We start from the raw sequence: 16,052 nt of genomic DNA, 5'->3' as shown, positions 1-16,052 counted from the left end.
GGCACCCTACGCTCAGAGAACGGAACAAGGAGCAGGCGCATGGTTGCAGCAGACCTTCCCATCGGAGACAGGATCAGGCACTACCGCGGCGGGCGCCGACAGGACGCTGTCGCTGGCCTGGCCGGTATCTCACCCGACTACCTGTCACAGATCGAACGCGGGCTGAAAGTGCCCTCGCTGCCCATTCTCTACGCGCTGGCCCAGGAGTTGGGCGTGCCGACCGCCGCGCTGCTCTCCGAACAACCACCCGCCGAGGCCGAGCTGACCGACACCGCCGAGACTGCGGTGGGCCGCGCCCTACTCGGCTACGGACCCGCGCGCAGCACCGCGCCGGCCCCCGCGTCCGAACTGAGGGATCGGGTGGAAGCCGCCTGGAAAAGTTGGCAGACGGCCGGCGACCGCTTTAGCAAGGCGGCCGAGACGCTGCCCGATCTGGTCGCCGACGTCGAGCATGCGGTGCGCGCCGCCCGGGCCGGAACCGACCTGGCAGAGCGCCGCTCCGTACTGCGGGCCGCGGCGGACCTGTACTGCCTGCTCCGGTCATACCTGCGTCGAACCGGCCGCGTCGACCTCGCCACCCTCGCCGCCGACCGGGCGATGCGCGCCGCCGAAGACGCCGACGACCCGCTCCGCATCGCGGCGGCTCAGTGGAATCTGGGGCACGTGCTCCTCGCCGCTGGCCAGCCTGCTGAGGCGGAGGAACTCGCGCTGCGGGCGGCCGAGCGGGTGGCAACCGCGCGAATGCCGGAAATCGAGCGGGCCGCGATGGAGGGCGCCCTGCAACTGGTTGCTGTGGTGGGCTCCGCGCGCCGGCGCCGGTGGTGGGAGGCCAGGGAGCGGCTGACGCAGCATGCGGCACCTGCGGCCCGTATGGTGCCCGACGCGAGCAACATCAGTTGGACGGTTTTCGGGCCGACGAACATCGCGCTGCACGTCCTGAGTATCGAGATGGAAGCGGGCGAGACCGGCGAGGCGTTGCACACTGCGGACGCCATCGACACGAGTGGACTTCCGTCGCTGGAGAGGGAGTTCACGTTCGGACTGGAGGTGGCGGCCTGCCACAGTCAGCGCCGGGACGACGCCGCCGTACTACTCGCCCTCCTCGGCCTGGAGGCGATCGCCCCCGAGGACCTGGCGCGGACTCCGCTCGCACGGCAGATGGTCCTCACCGTGATCCGCCGAGCTCGCGCGATGCACGCCCGGCAGGCCGAACAACTCGCGGTGCGCATCGGTCTGGTCTAGTCGGCGAGCCTGTGGGCCACCCGAGCTGTGGGCTCGGGTGGCTCGGTGGTTCCTACCTACGGTTCTTCGGGTGAGACAGACGACCGGAACTGTTCAGCGGTATGAGACTGGGGACGTGTGGCTCGCCGACGGCTCCGCGCGCCCGGACCCCGTACACAAGACTTGGGCGGGGCAAGGGCTCGCCCCGGTAGCCAGCGGGAGCAGGTGGCTCGTCGTCGAGGCGCCGCTCCTGCGCTCGGTGGAGGCCATCGCGAGGATCGGTGGGGACCGGATCGGCCCGATTCTCGGAGACATTCACCGCAGGGTCGCGTGGTGGCTGGTCCCGCCCGCCCTCGCAGGAGAGCTGGACGGCGTACGCGAACTCACCGTCCGCCCGGCGGGCTGGGCCCTGGAATGCCCGCCAGTTCGTCACTCAGTGGCCGGCCGCTGGTGGATCGAGCGCCCTGACGGCTCGGACCTCCTCACCGACCCTGCCGCCCTCGCCGACGCGTTCGGCGCGGGCCACGCTCCTTCTCCCACGGAGGTATCCAGATGACCGCGACAACGACAGAACCGTTCCTCGATCAAGAGGACATCGACGCTCCGCCGCCGTTCGAGGAGCTGCTCCTGAAGGCGGCCGTCACGCCCCGCGAGAAGGCCGCCGTACGAGCGTTGGTGGACGAGGAGCAGATCCTCGCCCGCCCCGCCTTCCGCAGGGCTCTCGTCTGGGATACCGACGAGAGCATCGAGTTCTCGTGGCAGAACCTCGCCTGCTACCTGTACGGCCTCGGATTGGACGACGCCGAGCGCGGGTTCGTCGACCTCGTCCTGTCCATCGCGTCACCGCATCAGACGAGCCTCACGCGGGTCATGGACCTCGATGAGCGACGCCTCGCAATCATCCTGCGCGCCGTGATCAGCCTGTCGGGGATCGACACCCTCGCTGTGGGCACCCGCCTCTAAATCTCTCGCCGTCGGCCCCGTGGCCGGCCGCGAGAAGGGGGAGGCCGCCCTACGCCCCCCGTTGGGGCGGTCTCCCATCAGCCACCAGCTCGGTGAGTGAGACGTCCATCGCGTCGGCGATCCGGATCAAGGTGTCGAGGAGTGGGCTGGAGTGTCCCTGTTCGATGCGGCTGTACGTGGCGATGTCGATCCCGGATCTGCCGCAGACGTCCGGTTGGCTCAGGTTCAGTTGCTCGCGTACGCGGCGGATCTGCTCGCCGACCTGGCGGCGACGGGCGAGGACCCGGTCGTCAGTCGCGGAGAGACGTGGCACAGGTCCACGGTCTCGACTGCATGATCAAAAAGGATTAGGGCCAACCCTAATTTGTGTGATCTTGGAGCGCGTGGGTATGACCTCGACCCGCCCTTAAGAGGAGCCCGCCAAGAGCCGCGGGGGCAGTGTGATGTGTGTCCTCTGCCCCCGCTAGGCGCTCGCCCGAGAGGCTGAGCGCTGCCGCCCCGTTCTCCGTATGGAGGGCGGGGCGGTTTACTGTGCCCAGACGCCCCCTGTCGCGCGTGATGCGACAGGGGGCGCCCTTGCCGGCCGTGTAGCCTCCCGAGCATCCCGGCCGGGCCTGTCTTGGGGTTGTGTGTCAGGCGAATGGAATGGTCACGTCCGCCTCCCCGCTACGCACATTACCCATTCAGACGGCCGATCTACAGACGGTAGACGCTGTTACTGAAGGTAATTCCCGAGCGGTAGAGGGTACTTGAGGCCTGTTCGTACGGATATACGACGGTCCAGATCGCGCCAGATGGGCTGTCGCAACAGACCACACACCCCGTTTCCCCTGCCCGGACTGGCAGCGGACCCCCAAGATGCCAAGTTACGGGGTAGTAGCGGGGTAGCAAGATCATCAAATGTAGATGGCCGGTAGATCGAGGTGATCTACCGGCCATCTGACCTGGCGCTAAGCCGCTGTGGGGCTAACAGGATTTGAACCTGTGGCCTCATCCTTATCAGGGATGCGCTCTAACCAACTGAGCTATAGCCCCGCCGCGCTCTGCGGTGTATGTCCCGCGCGCTGACCTCTGAAGATTAGCGCACGACGCGGCCAGTCCCAAAATCGATAGTCGGACCGCTCACTCGTCCTCGGCGAGCGTCAGCTCGACGCCGCCGACGAAGCCCGCGGAGAGGTTGTAGATGAACGCGCCGAGGGTCGCCAGAGCCGTCGCGAGGACGACGTCGATGACCGCGATGACCGACGTGAAGATCAGGACGTGGGGGAGCGACAGGAACGACTGGAGGTCGAAGCCGTTCGACTCGTTCGAACCGGTGGCCTCCGAGATCGTGCCGCCGACCGTCGAGAAGACACCCATCGCGTCCATGACCATCCACAGCACCACCGCCGCCACGATCGTGCAGATGCCCAGCGCGATCGACAGCAGGAAGCTGACCTTCATCACCGACCAGGGGTCGGCCTTGGACACGCGCAGACGGGCCTTGCGCGTACGGGGCAGCGTGCTCGCCCCCGTGCGCGGCCGCCGTACGGCGCCCCCCGCCGGACTGCCCGCCTGCGCCTGCACCGGGGCCGCGGGACCCCCGGCAGGAGCCGCCGGATAGGCCTGCGGCGGGTGGTAGGGCCCCGCGTGCTGCTGGGGCTGCCGTTCGCCGGGCAACGGCGATCCCTGCGGCGGCGCGGCGGCGCGCTGCGCGGCCGGGCCCGCGCCGGCCCCGTACTGCTGGGTCTGCGGACCTCTGGCGTCCGTCACGGTTCCCCCCTGGGATCCCTGCGATCCATGTGTGTCGGGCGAGCGCTTGCCGGTCGTACGCGGCTTGATGGCCTGCAGGTTGGTCGTGTGCGGATCTGTCGCGCTCTGCGCGTCCCTCGCACCCTGCCCATCGGTCGCCCGCGCGGCGGAGCCACGACCGCCGCCCTCATTGCCCGTACCGGTCGAGGGACCGGACGAACTGCCAGAAGAACCGGCGCCCGTGGCTCCGCTCACGATGACTCACTCCTCGCGCTACTCCGACGAGGACTGATCGCCCTCGTCCGTGCCGATGGTCACGGCACCCTCGGCCGACTCGTCGACGGCTTCCTCGCCGTCGACCTCCTCGGCCTCACGTCCCGCCTCGGCGTTTCGTGCGATGCCGACGACGGCATCGCGCTTGCCCAGGTTGATCAGTTGGACGCCCATGGTGTCACGGCCCGTCTCCCTGACCTCATTGACCCGTGTCCGGATCACGCCGCCGGAGAGCGTGATGGCGAGGATCTCGTCGGTCTCCTCGACCACCAGCGCGCCGACGAGAGAACCACGGTCCTCGACGATCTTGGCGGCCTTGATACCGAGGCCGCCGCGCCCCTGGACGCGGTACTCGTCGACCGCGGTCCGCTTCGCGTATCCGCCGTCGGTAGCAGTGAACACGAACGTACCGGGTCGAACAACATTCATCGAGAGCAGCTGGTCTCCCTCACGGAAGCTCATGCCCTTGACACCCGAGGTGGCACGGCCCATCGGACGCAGTGCGTCGTCCGTCGCCGTGAACCTGATCGACTGTGCCTTCCTGCTGATCAGCAGGAGATCGTCCTCGGCCGAGACGAGTTCGGCTCCGATCAGTTCGTCGTCGGAACCGTCCTCCGTCTCACGGAGGTTGATCGCGATGACACCGCCCGAACGCGGGGAATCGTAATCCTTCAGAGGCGTCTTCTTCACAAGACCGCCCTTGGTGGCCAGCACCAGGTAGGGCGCCGCCTCGTAGTCGCGGATCGCGAGGATCTCCGCGATCGCCTCGTCCGGCTGGAAGGCCAGCAGGTTGGCGACGTGCTGTCCACGCGCGTCACGCCCGGCGTCGGGCAGCTCGTACGCCTTCGCGCGGTAGACCCGGCCCTTGTTGGTGAAGAACAGCAGCCAGTGGTGCGTGGTCGACACGAAGAAGTGGTCGACGATGTCGTCTTCCTTGAGCTTCGTACCGCGTACGCCCTTGCCGCCGCGCTTCTGCGAGCGGTAGTCCTCCGTCTTGGTGCGCTTGACGTAGCCGCCGCGCGAGATGGTGACGACGATGTCCTCTTCGGCGATCAGGTCCTCGATGGACATGTCACCGTCGAACGGGACCAGCTTGGAACGGCGGTCGTCGCCGAACTTCTCGACGATCGCGGCGAGTTCCTCGCTGATGATGCCCCGCTGACGCACCGGCGAGGCGAGGATCTCGTTGTACTCACGGATCTTCGCCTGCAGTTCGTCGTGCTCGGCGACGATCTTCTGGCGCTCCAGAGCCGCCAGCCGGCGCAGCTGCATCTCGAGGATGGCGTTGGCCTGGATGTCGTCGATCTCCAGAAGGCCCATCAGGCCCTCGCGCGCGATCTCGACCGTGTCACTGCGCCGGATCAGCGCGATGACCTCGTCGATGGCGTCCAGGGCCTTCAGCAGGCCGCGCAGGATGTGCGCCCGCTCCTCGGCCTTGCGCAGCCTGAAGCGCGTACGCCGGACGATGACCTCGATCTGGTGCGTCACCCAGTGCCGGATGAACGCGTCCAGGGACAGGGTCCGCGGTACGCCGTCCACCAGCGCCAGCATGTTCGCGCCGAAGTTGGTCTGCAGGTCGGTGTGCTTGTACAGGTTGTTCAGCACGACCTTGGCGACCGCGTCCCGCTTCAGGACGATCACCAGGCGCTGGCCCGTACGGGACGACGTCTCGTCGCGGACGTCCGCGATGCCGCCGATCTTGCCGTCCTTCACCAGGTCGGCGATCTTCTGCGCGAGGTTGTCCGGGTTGACCTGGTAGGGGAGCTCGGTGACCACCAGGCACTGGCGGTTCTGGATCTCCTCGACGTCGACGACCGCGCGCATCGTGATGGAGCCGCGGCCGGTGCGGTACGCCTCCTCGATGCCCTTACGGCCCACCACAAGGGCACCGCTCGGGAAGTCGGGGCCCTTGATGCGCTCGATCAGGGCATCGAGCAGCTCCTCGTGGGAGGCCTCGGGGTTCTCCAGGTACCACTGGGCGCCGGCCGCGACCTCACGGAGGTTGTGCGGCGGGATGTTGGTCGCCATGCCGACCGCGATGCCCGCCGAGCCGTTGATCAGCAGGTTCGGGAAGCGGGCCGGCAGAACCGTCGGCTCCTGGTTGCGGCCGTCGTAGTTGTCCGTGAAGTCGACGGTCTCCTCGTCGATGTCACGGACCATCTCCATGGACAGCGGCTTCAGCTTGCACTCGGTGTACCGCATGGCGGCGGCCGGGTCGTTGCCGGGAGAGCCGAAGTTGCCGTTGGAGTCCACCAGCGGCATCCGCATCGACCACGGCTGCGCGAGACGGACCAGCGCGTCGTAGATCGAGGAGTCGCCGTGCGGGTGGTAGGTACCCATGACGTCACCGACGACACGGGCGCACTTGTAGAAGCCCTTCTCGGGCCGGTAACCGCCGTCGTACATCGCGTACAGGACGCGGCGGTGGACGGGCTTGAGGCCGTCCCGTACGTCGGGCAGCGCGCGCGACACGATGACGGACATCGCGTAGTCGAGGTACGAGCGCTGCATCTCGGTCTCGAGCCCGACGGGCTCGACGCGCAGGGCGACCTCGCCCTCTTCAGGGGTGCTCGGATCCGTGGGGGAAGGTGTTTCGTCGGCCATTGCTGGTGAAGATCCTTTCTGGTGCGGTCAGCTGAGACCGACTCAGATGTCGAGGAAGCGGACGTCCTTGGCGTTGCGCTGGATGAACGCGCGGCGTGCCTCGACGTCCTCGCCCATCAGGACCGAGAACAGGTCGTCGGCCTGGGCGGCGTCGTCGAGCGTGACCTGGCCGAGGACCCGGTGCTCCTGGTCCATCGTCGTGACACGCAGCTCCTCGGCGTTCATCTCGCCGAGGCCCTTGAAGCGCTGGATCGAGTCCTCGCGGACCCGCTTGCCGTTCTGCCGGCCCAGCTCGATCAGGGCGTCGCGCTCCCGGTCCGAGTACGCGTACTCGAAGTCGTCCCGGCCCCACTTGATCTTGTACAGCGGAGGACGGGAGAGGAACACGTGTCCGGCCTCGACCAGCGGGCGCATGAAGCGGAACAGGAAGGTCAGCAGCAGGGTGTTGATGTGCTGGCCGTCGACGTCGGCGTCCGCCATCAGGATGATCTTGTGATAGCGCAGCTTCTCGATGTCGAAGTCCTCGTGGACCCCGGTACCGAAGGCCGAAATCAGCGCCTGGATCTCCTGGTTCTGCAGGATCTTGTCGATCCGCGCCTTCTCGACGTTCAGGATCTTGCCGCGGATCGGGAGGATCGCCTGGTACTGCGGGTTGCGGCCGGACTTGGCCGAACCACCGGCGGAGTCACCCTCGACGATGAAGATCTCGCACTTGGTGGGGTCGTTCGACTGGCAGTCGGACAGCTTGCCCGGCAGCGACGCCGTCTCCAGCAGACCCTTGCGGCGCGTGAGGTCACGGGCCTTACGGGCCGCCACGCGCGCGGTGGCCGCCTGGATGCCCTTGCGGATGATGTCCGAGGCCTCGACCGGATTGCGGTCGAGCCAGTCGTTGAGGTGCTCGTAGACCGCCTTCTGCACGAAGGTCTTCGCCTCCGTGTTGCCCAGCTTGGTCTTCGTCTGGCCCTCGAACTGCGGCTCGGCGAGCTTGACCGAGATGATCGCGGTCAGACCCTCGCGGATGTCGTCGCCCGTGAGGTTGTCGTCCTTCTCACGCAGCAGCTTCTTGTCGCGCGCGTACTTGTTGATCAGCGAGGTCAGCGCCGCCCGGAAGCCCTCCTCGTGCGTACCGCCCTCATGCGTGTGGATGATGTTGGCGAAGGAGTACACACCCTCCGTGTAGCCACTGTTCCACTGCATCGCGACCTCGAGGGACAGGCTCTTGTCCTTGTCCTCCGCCTCCAGGTCGATGACGGTCGGGTGCACCACGTCCCCCTTGCGGGAGTTGAGGTACGTCACATAGTCGACGATGCCGCCCTCGTAGTGGTACGAGACGGTCCTGACCTCGTCCTTCTCGTCGGCGCCCGCCTCGTCGGCGCCGATCGTGGCCTTCGCCACCTCACGCTCGTCGGTGAGGTTGATCGTCAGGCCCTTGTTGAGGAACGCCATCTCCTGGAAGCGCCGCGAGAGCGTCTCGAAGGAGTACTCGGTGGTCTCGAAGATGTCGCCGTCGGCCCAGAAGGTGACCGACGTCCCGTGCTCGGCCGTCGCCTCGTGCTTGGCCAGCGGAGCCGTCGGGACGCCCAGCTTGTAGTCCTGCGTCCAGCGGTGGCCGTCGGTCCTCACCTCGACCGCGACCCTGCTGGACAGGGCGTTCACGACGGAGACACCGACGCCGTGCAGACCGCCGGAGACCGCGTAGCCGCCGCCGCCGAACTTGCCGCCCGCGTGCAGCACGGTCAGCACGACCTCGACGGCCGGTTTGCCCTCGGACGGGACGATGCCCACCGGGATGCCTCGGCCGTTGTCGACGACGCGCACACCGCCGTCGGCGAGGATCGTCACGTCGATGGTGTCCGCGTGACCGGCCAGCGCCTCGTCGACGGAGTTGTCGACGACCTCCTGCACCAGGTGGTGCAGACCACGCTCACCGGTCGAACCGATGTACATGCCGGGTCGCTTGCGGACCGCGTCCAGACCCTCGAGGACGGTGATGGCGCTGGCGTCGTACGCCGTGGCTGAGCCCTCGGCCGTACCGGCCAGGGCCTCGGTGGACGGGATGTTCTCGTTGGGGTTGCCGGAATCGGCCACGAAGCGCCCTTTCTGGCACAGCACAAGCCGAACTCCCGGCGGTGGCCGGAGCGGCTGCGGCATGTTGCGTTGGTAAGCCTTAGTCAGCGGTGCACACCATTTCCCGGTGATCCCCTCCAATGGGGCGGGATTAGCTTCCAGTCTACCGGTAGCGCCGACAGTGATGGGGGTTTGCCGGTACCTGAGTCCGCATGTGCCGCCCTCAACCGGTCTCTCCCGAGTCCCCATATGCGGAGCGGGGCTCCAAGAGGCTTGGAGAGGCACTCAGCGCTTCCGGGTGTCAACCCTTGGCTACCGGGGAGTCACGTACGGATTCGCGAACGCGCGCACCGTCGCCGACCCGCCCCCGGCCCGCTTTCCATGTGACACACCTCACCCGCCAGGAGTGCCGCGGCTCACCCGTAGGTGTCCCCGGGACCCGTGCTCCCGGGCGCCCGCAACGGGCCGAACCGCCGGGCCGGTCCACCCGGGCCGAGCACCTTGAGGAACCGCACCCGGCCCTGGCCCAGGTCCTCGTTCAACCGTGCGACCAACTGCGGCGCGAGCAGCCGCACGTTCGTCGCCCACGCCGTCGAGTCGCAGCGCACGGTCAGCACCCGCTCGTCCTCGTCGTACGACTCCGGCTCACAGTGCTTGGCCAGGTCGTCCCCGACGAGCTGCGGCCACCGGCCCATCACCCCGCCCACCGCGGCCGGCGCCTCCCACCCGCGCTCCGTGACCAACCGGTTGATCGCCGCACCGAGCGCCATCGGGTCACGCCCGTCGCCCCCCGAGGCGCGCAGACCTCCCCCGCGCCGCGGCTGCCGCTTCTGCTGGGCGCCGTCCCCACGCGCGCGTGCCGCGTCCTTCGCCGCCCGCAGCGCCACGCGCGCGAGATCCACCCCGGAGGGCTCGGGGATCGGCCTCGGGGGCTCCTCCGGGCTCCCCCCGGACGCGGACCGCTCGGCCGTCATACGCGCTCCACCGCCCCGTCCGACACCGAATACCGCGTCCCCGCCAGGACATGCGGTACGTCGTCGTCGACCGCGGCCGTCACCAGCACCTGCTCGCCCGGCGCCACCAGCTCCGCCAACCGCTCCCGGCGCCGGGTGTCCAGCTCCGCGAACACATCGTCGAGCACCAGCACCGGCTCGTTCCCCTCGGCCCTCAACAGGTCGTACGAGGCCAGCCGCAGCGCCAGCGCGTACGACCACGACTCACCGTGCGACGCGTACCCCTTGGCGGGCAGCGAGCCCAGCTTGAGATGCAGATCGTCCCGATGCGGCCCCACCAGGGTCACCCCCCGCTCGATCTCCTGCTTGCGCACCTCGGCCAGCGCCCCCATCAGCTGCTCGTACAGCTCCTCGCGCGCGTGCGCCTCACCCGGCGCCGACGGCTTGTACTCCAGGGCCAGCGGACCACCGCCGGGCGCCAGCTGCTCGTACGCCTTGTCGGCCAGCGGCTGGATCGCCGCGATCAGGTCGAGCCGCTGGGCCAGCAACTCCGCCCCCACGCGCGCGAGATGCTGGTCCCACACGTCGAGCGTCGACAGATCCATCGTGCGACCCCCGTGCCGCCTGGCCAGCGCCGCCGACTTCAGAAGCGTGTTGCGCTGCTTGAGGACCCGGTCGTAGTCGGAGCGCACGCCCGCCATCCGCGGCGAACGCGCCGTGATCAACTCGTCGAGGAACCGCCGCCGCTCACCCGGATCGCCCTTCACCAGGGCGAGATCCTCGGGCGCGAACAGCACCGTCCGTACGATCCCCAGTACGTCACGGGGTCTGACCTGCGACGACCTGTTGATGCGGGCCCGGTTGGCCCGGCCGGGGTTCAGCTCCAGCTCGACCAGCTGCTGCCGCTCGCCCTGCCTGACCTGTGCCCGGATGATCGCCCGGTCGGCGCCCATGCGGACCAGGGGCGCGTCCGAGGAGACCCGGTGGCTGCCCAGCGTGGCGAGATAGCCGACCGCCTCGACCAGGTTGGTCTTGCCCTGCCCGTTGGGCCCCACGAACGCGGTGACGCCCGGCTCGAGCGGAACCTCGACCCGGGCGTACGAACGGAAGTCGGCCAGCGACAGATGGGTGACGTGCATGGTCGCCGCCGACCTCCCCCGCTCTTGTGGACCGCGCAAGCGGCCCTGTGGATTACTTCGCCTCGACCGCGTGGCCGCCGAACTGGTTGCGCAGCGCCGCGATCATCTTCATCTGCGGTGAGTCGTCCTGCCGGGACGCGAACCGCGCGAACAGCGACGCGGTGATCGCGGGCAGCGGAACGGAGTGGTCGATCGCGGCCTCCACCGTCCAGCGGCCCTCCCCGGAATCCGCCGCGAACCCGCGCAGCCTGTCCAGGTGCTCGTCCTCGTCGAGAGCGTTCACCGCCAGGTCGAGCAGCCAGGAACGGATGACGGTGCCCTCCTGCCAGGACCGGAAGACCTCCCGTACGTCCGTGACGGAGTCGACCTTCTCCAGCAGCTCCCAGCCCTCGGCGTAGGCCTGCATCATCGCGTACTCGATGCCGTTGTGGACCATCTTCGAGAAGTGCCCGGCGCCCACCTTGCCCGCGTGCACCGCGCCGAACTCGCCCTTGGGCTTGAGGGCGTCGAAGACCGGCTGCACCTTCGCGATGTGCTCGGCGTCGCCGCCGTACATCAGCGCGTAGCCGTTCTCCAGGCCCCAGACGCCGCCCGAGACACCGCAGTCGACAAAACCTATGCCCTTGGCCGCGAGCTCCTCGGCGTGCTTCTCGTCGTCCGTCCAGCGCGAGTTGCCGCCGTCCACGACGACGTCACCGGGCTCCAGGAGCTCGGCGAGCTCGTCGACGGTGGACTGGGTCGGCGCACCGGCCGGGACCATCACCCACACGACGCGCGGGGCGCTGAGCCCGTCCACAAGCTCCTTGAGGCTGTGGACATCGGCGACGTCCGGGTTGCGGTCGTATCCGATGACGGTGAGACCTGCGCGGCGGATCCGCTCGCGCATGTTGCCGCCCATCTTGCCGAGGCCGACGAGACCGAGCTCCATCAGTTGTTCCTTAGGTTGCGACGTGGCATGAGGGCACTCCTGTTGCTCGTGCCCACGTCCGAGCCTAAACCCGGACGCTCATGCACACCTGTGGGCATACGCGCTCAAACGTATGCCCCCACCTGCGGTGTTTCCGTCGGAGGCGATCAGCCGTTCGAAACGGCTCGGCACACTCAGGCACTCAGCCGCTGAGGCGCACCGGCATGATCAGGTACTTGTATGCCTCGTCCGCCTCGGCGTCGACGGCCGGCTTGCCGCTGAGCAGCGCGGGCTTCGTGGACGTCGTGAAGGAAAGCTGCGCCACCGGGGAGTCGATCGCGCTCAGGCCGTCCAGCAGGAACGTCGGGTTGAAGGCGATCGAGACGTCGTCACCCTCCAGCTGGGCGTCCACCCTTTCCACAGCCTGTGCGTCGTCGCTGGAACCGGCCTCAAGGATCAGCACACCCTGCTCGAAGCTGAGCCGCACCGGGGTGTTCCGCTCGGCCACCAGGGCCACACGCTTGACGGCCTCCACGAAGGGGGCGGTCTCGATCACGGCGATGGAGTTGAACTCCGTCGGGAACAGCGAGCGGTACTTCGGGAGGTCGCCCTCCAGCAGACGCGTCGTCGTACGACGGCCGGCGCCCTCGAAACCGATGAGGCCCTCGCCCGCGCCCGAACCGGACAGCGCCAGGATCACGCTGTCGCCGCTCGTGAGCGCCTTGGCGGTGTCCAGGAGCGTCTTGGCGGGCACCAGGGCCACCGCGGACGCGTCCGGGTTCTCCGGCTTCCACAGGAACTCGCGGACCGCGAAGCGGTAGCGGTCGGTGGACGCCAGCGTCACCGTGTCGCCCTCGATCTCGATGCGCACACCGGTGAGGACGGGCAGCGTGTCGTCACGGCCGGCCGCGATGGCCACCTGGGCGGCGGCGGACGCGAAGACCTCACCGGGCACCGTGCCGGTCGCGGTCGGCATCTGCGGCAGCGCCGGGTACTCCTCCACAGGCAGTGTGTGCAGGGTGAAGCGGGAGGAGCCGCACACCACGGTCGCCCGTACACCGTCTGTGGAAATCTCCACCGGGCGGTTGGGCAGGGCGCGGCAGATGTCGGCGAGGAGCCGGCCGGACACCAGGACCGTGCCCACCTCCTCGACCTCGGCCTCCACCGACACCCGCGCGGAGACCTCGTAATCGAAGCTCGACAGGCTCAGCTGGCCGTCCTCGGCCTTCAGCAGGAGTCCGGCGAGGACAGGGGCCGGCGGACGGGCCGGGAGGCTGCGCGCCGCCCAGGCAACTGCCTCCGCGAGTACGTCGCGTTCCACCCGGATCTTCACTGTTGCCGCCTCCTGCTGTTGCCGGCGCTTCTCGGCCTGCCTGGCTTCGTCGTCTGTCTCGGTGTCGTCGGTCCCCGTGCTGGGAAGGACACCGGGAACAGTCTGACGCACGGCACTGACAGTAGGTGCCTGTCGGGGTCAAGTCGTGACGAGGGGCGGTCGGGCTCCCGAGAGCGAGTTGTGCACAGGACCCACTTCGAAACGGATATCCAGCTCTCTCTAGTTGTCAGTAGTAGTAGGGGCTGTGGATACCGTGGATAACCCCGTTTGCGCAGCTCAGGCGCGAGATTTTGTGCACAGAGCCTGTGGGTGGAGGCGGTGGACAACTCACCGGTTCTGTGGAGAACAGAAAGTTCTGCACACCCCATGCACAGACGAGGGGTACTTCTCCCCAGGGCCGTCCCCAGCTTTACCCACCTTTCCCACAGCCCAACCTGGCAGCTTGGTGTGACGGCTTTCACTCGGTTCGGTGAGGAGGCGCGGCGGGTTGCCGAACAGTGGACAGAGCTGTGGAGAAGCTGGTGATCGTTGGGGACAACGGGGCCCAGCCTGTGGGCCGCCGGTGGACAACTCCGTGCACAGCCTGTGGATCAATTTCTTGTCCACAGGCTGTGGAGATCTTCTGTCCACCATTCCACAGCCAGTTGACCTGGTCTGATGATCTATCACCAGCTCGGCCTGTGGACACAGTCTGGACAACTTCGCGGTCCCCAGGGTGTGGACGCGAGAAAGTCAGCAAATCTGTGGAGGGAGGCCGTAACCCCGACGGCATTCGAACAGGGGGTTGCGGCCGGGCAACGGCCGATGGGTGCCGGAAACGGCGAAGGCGCCCTCGGGAACTCGTCCCGGGGCGCCCTCAGGGCCGTGACTCGGCCGCTGTCAGCCGTTCTTGATGCGGTTGGTCAGCTCGGTGACCTGGTTGTAGATGGAGCGGCGCTCGGCCATCAGCGCGCGGATCTTGCGGTCGGCGTGCATGACGGTCGTGTGGTCGCGGCCACCGAACTGCGCCCCGATCTTCGGCAGTGAGAGGTCCGTGAGCTCGCGGCACAGGTACATGGCGATCTGGCGGGCCGTCACCAGCTGGCGGCCGCGTGAGCTGCCGCACAGGTCCTCGACCGTGAGGCCGAAGTAGTCGGCCGTGGCCGCCATGATGGCCGGCGCGGTGATCTCGGGGGTCGAGTCCTCGCCGCCCGGGATCAGGTCCTTGAGGACGATCTCGGTCAGGCCGAGATCCACCGGCTGCCGGTTGAGTGACGCGAACGCCGTCACCCGGATCAGCGCCCCCTCCAGCTCGCGGATGTTGCGCGAGATGCGGGAGGCGATGAACTCGAGGACCTCCGGCGGGGCGTTGAGCTGCTCCTGGACCGCCTTCTTACGGAGGATGGCGATGCGGGTCTCCAGCTCGGGTGGCTGGACGTCGGTGATCAGGCCCCACTCGAAACGGTTCCGCAGCCGGTCCTCCAGGGTGACCAGCTGCTTCGGCGGCCGGTCGCTGGACAGCACGATCTGCTTGTTGGCGTTGTGGAGCGTGTTGAAGGTGTGGAAGAACTCCTCCTGCGTCGACTCCTTGTCCGCGAGGAACTGGATGTCGTCGACGAGCAGGATGTCCATCTCGCGGTAGCGCTTGCGGAAACTGTCGCCCTTGCCGTCGCGGATGGAGTTGATGAACTCGTTGGTGAACTCCTCCGAGCTCACGTAGCGCACGCGCGTGCCGGGGTAGAGGCTGCGCGCGTAGTGTCCGATCGCGTGCAGCAGGTGGGTCTTGCCGAGGCCCGATTCCCCGTAGATGAAGAGCGGGTTGTATGCCTTCGCGGGTGCCTCGGCGACGGCGACGGCGGCCGCGTGGGCGAAACGGTTCGACGCCCCGATGACGAAAGTGTCGAACAGGTACTTGGGGTTCAGGCGTGCGGTGGGTTCACCTGGCCCGGGTGCCGGGGTCTGCCGGGAGGCCGGCGAGCCGGGGGCGCCGCCGCCGGGACGTACGGAGCCGCCGGGGCCCGAGGGCCCGCCGCGGTGTGCGTGGCCGCCGACCGACGGGGATTCCGGCAGGTCGCGGCGGCCGTCGCGCTGCTCGTACTCCGAGCGCTGCTGTCCGTAGTCGCCTCGCTGCGGCTCGTACTCGGAGCGCGGCTGGTCGTAGTCGGGACGCTGTTGTTCGTACGGCGAGCGGTCGCGCGGTGGCTGCGGGCGGTAGTCCGAGGAGGGGGACGCGTAGGGGTCGCGCTCCGGGAAGCCGAGGCGGGGCTGCTGCCAGCCGTAGTCGTCCTGGGTCGGCCGGGGCCAGGCGCCCGGTTCGGGGCGCTGGTACTCGGAGGGGTAGGCGGGGCGGGCGGTCGGCAGCTGGTCGGTGTGGGAGGGCTGCTGGCCGTCGCGCGGCTGGGGGTGGTCGTCGGCGCGGTGGCGGCCGTACCCCTGGTACTGGTCGCGGGTGGGCGGGAGCTCGGGCTCCTCGTAGCGCGACTGCTGCGGAACGGAGGGGGTGGGCGGCATGGGCTCGCCGACCGAGTCGTCCACGGTGATCGCGATGCGGATCGGGCGTCCGCACTCACGGCTGAGGGTTTCGCTGACGATCGGTGCGAGGCGGCCTTCGAGCACGCCTTTCGCAAATTCGTTCGGTACGGCGAGCAGTGCGGTGTCCGCGACCAGGGCCAGCGGCTGGCAGCGCCTGATCCAGCGCTCGTCCTTGACCTCGACGCCCTGTCCACGCCCTTCGCCGAGGAGATGTTCCAGCACTCGTGGCCACACTGCGGCAAGATCGGCAGGTACGTCAGCCACAGGGCACGCTCTCTCACGGGGTCCCACGAACGTGTGGTTCTGGGACGTATCGGGATGTACTTCGGGTGGAACGGGCGGATGGGAGT

The 16,052-nt window shown here is 68.3% G+C and carries 12 protein-coding genes and 1 tRNA gene; 3 read left to right on the top strand and 10 right to left on the bottom strand.

The features are described 5' to 3' along the window. The first annotated feature begins 39 nt into the window (after positions 1-39). The 3 genes from ABZ855_RS00740 (at position 40) to ABZ855_RS00730 (ending at position 2,184) form a co-directional block, all read left to right on the top strand. Positions 40-1,242 (top strand): helix-turn-helix transcriptional regulator, encoded by a 1,203-nt coding sequence (locus ABZ855_RS00740; RefSeq protein WP_360798673.1) that lies wholly within the window; start codon positions 40-42, stop codon positions 1,240-1,242. A 70-nt stretch (positions 1,243-1,312) separates the two neighbouring features. Further along, complete coding sequence (locus tag ABZ855_RS00735; RefSeq protein WP_360798670.1) at positions 1,313-1,777, top strand: hypothetical protein; 465 nt, start codon at positions 1,313-1,315, stop codon at positions 1,775-1,777. Continuing rightward, positions 1,774-2,184, top strand: a complete 411-nt coding sequence (locus tag ABZ855_RS00730) for a hypothetical protein (protein ID WP_360798667.1) — start codon at positions 1,774-1,776, stop codon at positions 2,182-2,184. The genes ABZ855_RS00735 and ABZ855_RS00730 overlap by 4 nt, the downstream gene beginning before the upstream one ends. Before the next feature lie 49 nt (positions 2,185-2,233). On the opposite strand, the gene ABZ855_RS00725 is transcribed toward ABZ855_RS00730, so the two are convergent. From ABZ855_RS00725 to dnaA, 10 genes are all read right to left on the bottom strand, one after another. Next, on the bottom strand, positions 2,234-2,497 hold the full coding sequence (locus ABZ855_RS00725; RefSeq protein ID WP_360798664.1) for a helix-turn-helix transcriptional regulator: 264 nt from the start codon (positions 2,495-2,497) through the stop codon (positions 2,234-2,236). A 648-nt stretch (positions 2,498-3,145) separates the two neighbouring features. After that, positions 3,146-3,219, bottom strand: a tRNA-Ile gene (locus ABZ855_RS00720). A gap of 87 nt (positions 3,220-3,306) precedes the next feature. Beyond that, positions 3,307-4,170 carry a DUF3566 domain-containing protein gene (locus ABZ855_RS00715; RefSeq protein ID WP_360798661.1) on the bottom strand — a complete coding sequence of 288 codons (864 nt, stop codon included), beginning with the start codon at positions 4,168-4,170 and terminating at the stop codon, positions 3,307-3,309. An 18-nt stretch (positions 4,171-4,188) separates the two neighbouring features. After that, positions 4,189-6,792 carry a DNA gyrase subunit A gene (gene gyrA / locus ABZ855_RS00710; RefSeq protein WP_360798659.1) on the bottom strand — a complete coding sequence of 868 codons (2,604 nt, stop codon included), beginning with the start codon at positions 6,790-6,792 and terminating at the stop codon, positions 4,189-4,191. Positions 6,793-6,834: 42 nt separating this feature from the next. Continuing rightward, positions 6,835-8,904, bottom strand: coding sequence for a DNA topoisomerase (ATP-hydrolyzing) subunit B (gene gyrB, locus ABZ855_RS00705; protein ID WP_360799260.1), 2,070 nt, complete (start codon positions 8,902-8,904; stop codon positions 6,835-6,837). 371 nt (positions 8,905-9,275) lie between these two features. Continuing rightward, positions 9,276-9,833 (bottom strand): DciA family protein, encoded by a 558-nt coding sequence (locus ABZ855_RS00700; RefSeq protein WP_360798656.1) that lies wholly within the window; start codon positions 9,831-9,833, stop codon positions 9,276-9,278. Beyond that, positions 9,830-10,951 carry a DNA replication/repair protein RecF gene (gene recF, locus ABZ855_RS00695; RefSeq protein ID WP_360798653.1) on the bottom strand — a complete coding sequence of 374 codons (1,122 nt, stop codon included), beginning with the start codon at positions 10,949-10,951 and terminating at the stop codon, positions 9,830-9,832. The genes ABZ855_RS00700 and recF overlap by 4 nt, the downstream gene beginning before the upstream one ends. A 52-nt stretch (positions 10,952-11,003) precedes the next feature. After that, positions 11,004-11,879, bottom strand: coding sequence for a phosphogluconate dehydrogenase (NAD(+)-dependent, decarboxylating) (gene gnd / locus ABZ855_RS00690; protein ID WP_360798650.1), 876 nt, complete (start codon positions 11,877-11,879; stop codon positions 11,004-11,006). Positions 11,880-12,060: 181 nt separating this feature from the next. Then, a complete protein-coding gene (dnaN, locus tag ABZ855_RS00685) occupies positions 12,061-13,191 on the bottom strand; it encodes a DNA polymerase III subunit beta (protein WP_319206383.1) in 1,131 nt (376 codons plus the stop codon). Positions 13,192-14,070: 879 nt separating this feature from the next. After that, positions 14,071-15,966, bottom strand: a complete 1,896-nt coding sequence (gene dnaA / locus ABZ855_RS00680; protein ID WP_360798647.1) for a chromosomal replication initiator protein DnaA — start codon at positions 15,964-15,966, stop codon at positions 14,071-14,073. Positions 15,967-16,052 lie beyond the last annotated feature (86 nt).

The organism is Streptomyces sp. NPDC047042 (assembly GCF_040644035.1).
GTDB lineage: Bacteria > Actinomycetota > Actinomycetes > Streptomycetales > Streptomycetaceae > Streptomyces.
The sequence above is the reverse complement of the archived record's forward strand: the minus strand, read 5'-3'. Positions and strand labels throughout refer to the sequence as shown.

Coding starts and splice junctions, on each gene's coding strand:
- ABZ855_RS00740 (WP_360798673.1), top strand. CDS start 40: ATGGTTGCAGCAGACCTTCCCATCGGAGACAGGATCAGGCACTACCGC.
- ABZ855_RS00730 (WP_360798667.1), top strand. CDS start 1,774: ATGACCGCGACAACGACAGAACCGTTCCTCGATCAAGAGGACATCGAC.
- gyrA (WP_360798659.1), bottom strand. CDS start 6,792: ATGGCCGACGAAACACCTTCCCCCACGGATCCGAGCACCCCTGAAGAG.
- ABZ855_RS00700 (WP_360798656.1), bottom strand. CDS start 9,833: ATGACGGCCGAGCGGTCCGCGTCCGGGGGGAGCCCGGAGGAGCCCCCG.
- recF (WP_360798653.1), bottom strand. CDS start 10,951: ATGCACGTCACCCATCTGTCGCTGGCCGACTTCCGTTCGTACGCCCGG.
- gnd (WP_360798650.1), bottom strand. CDS start 11,879: ATGGAGCTCGGTCTCGTCGGCCTCGGCAAGATGGGCGGCAACATGCGC.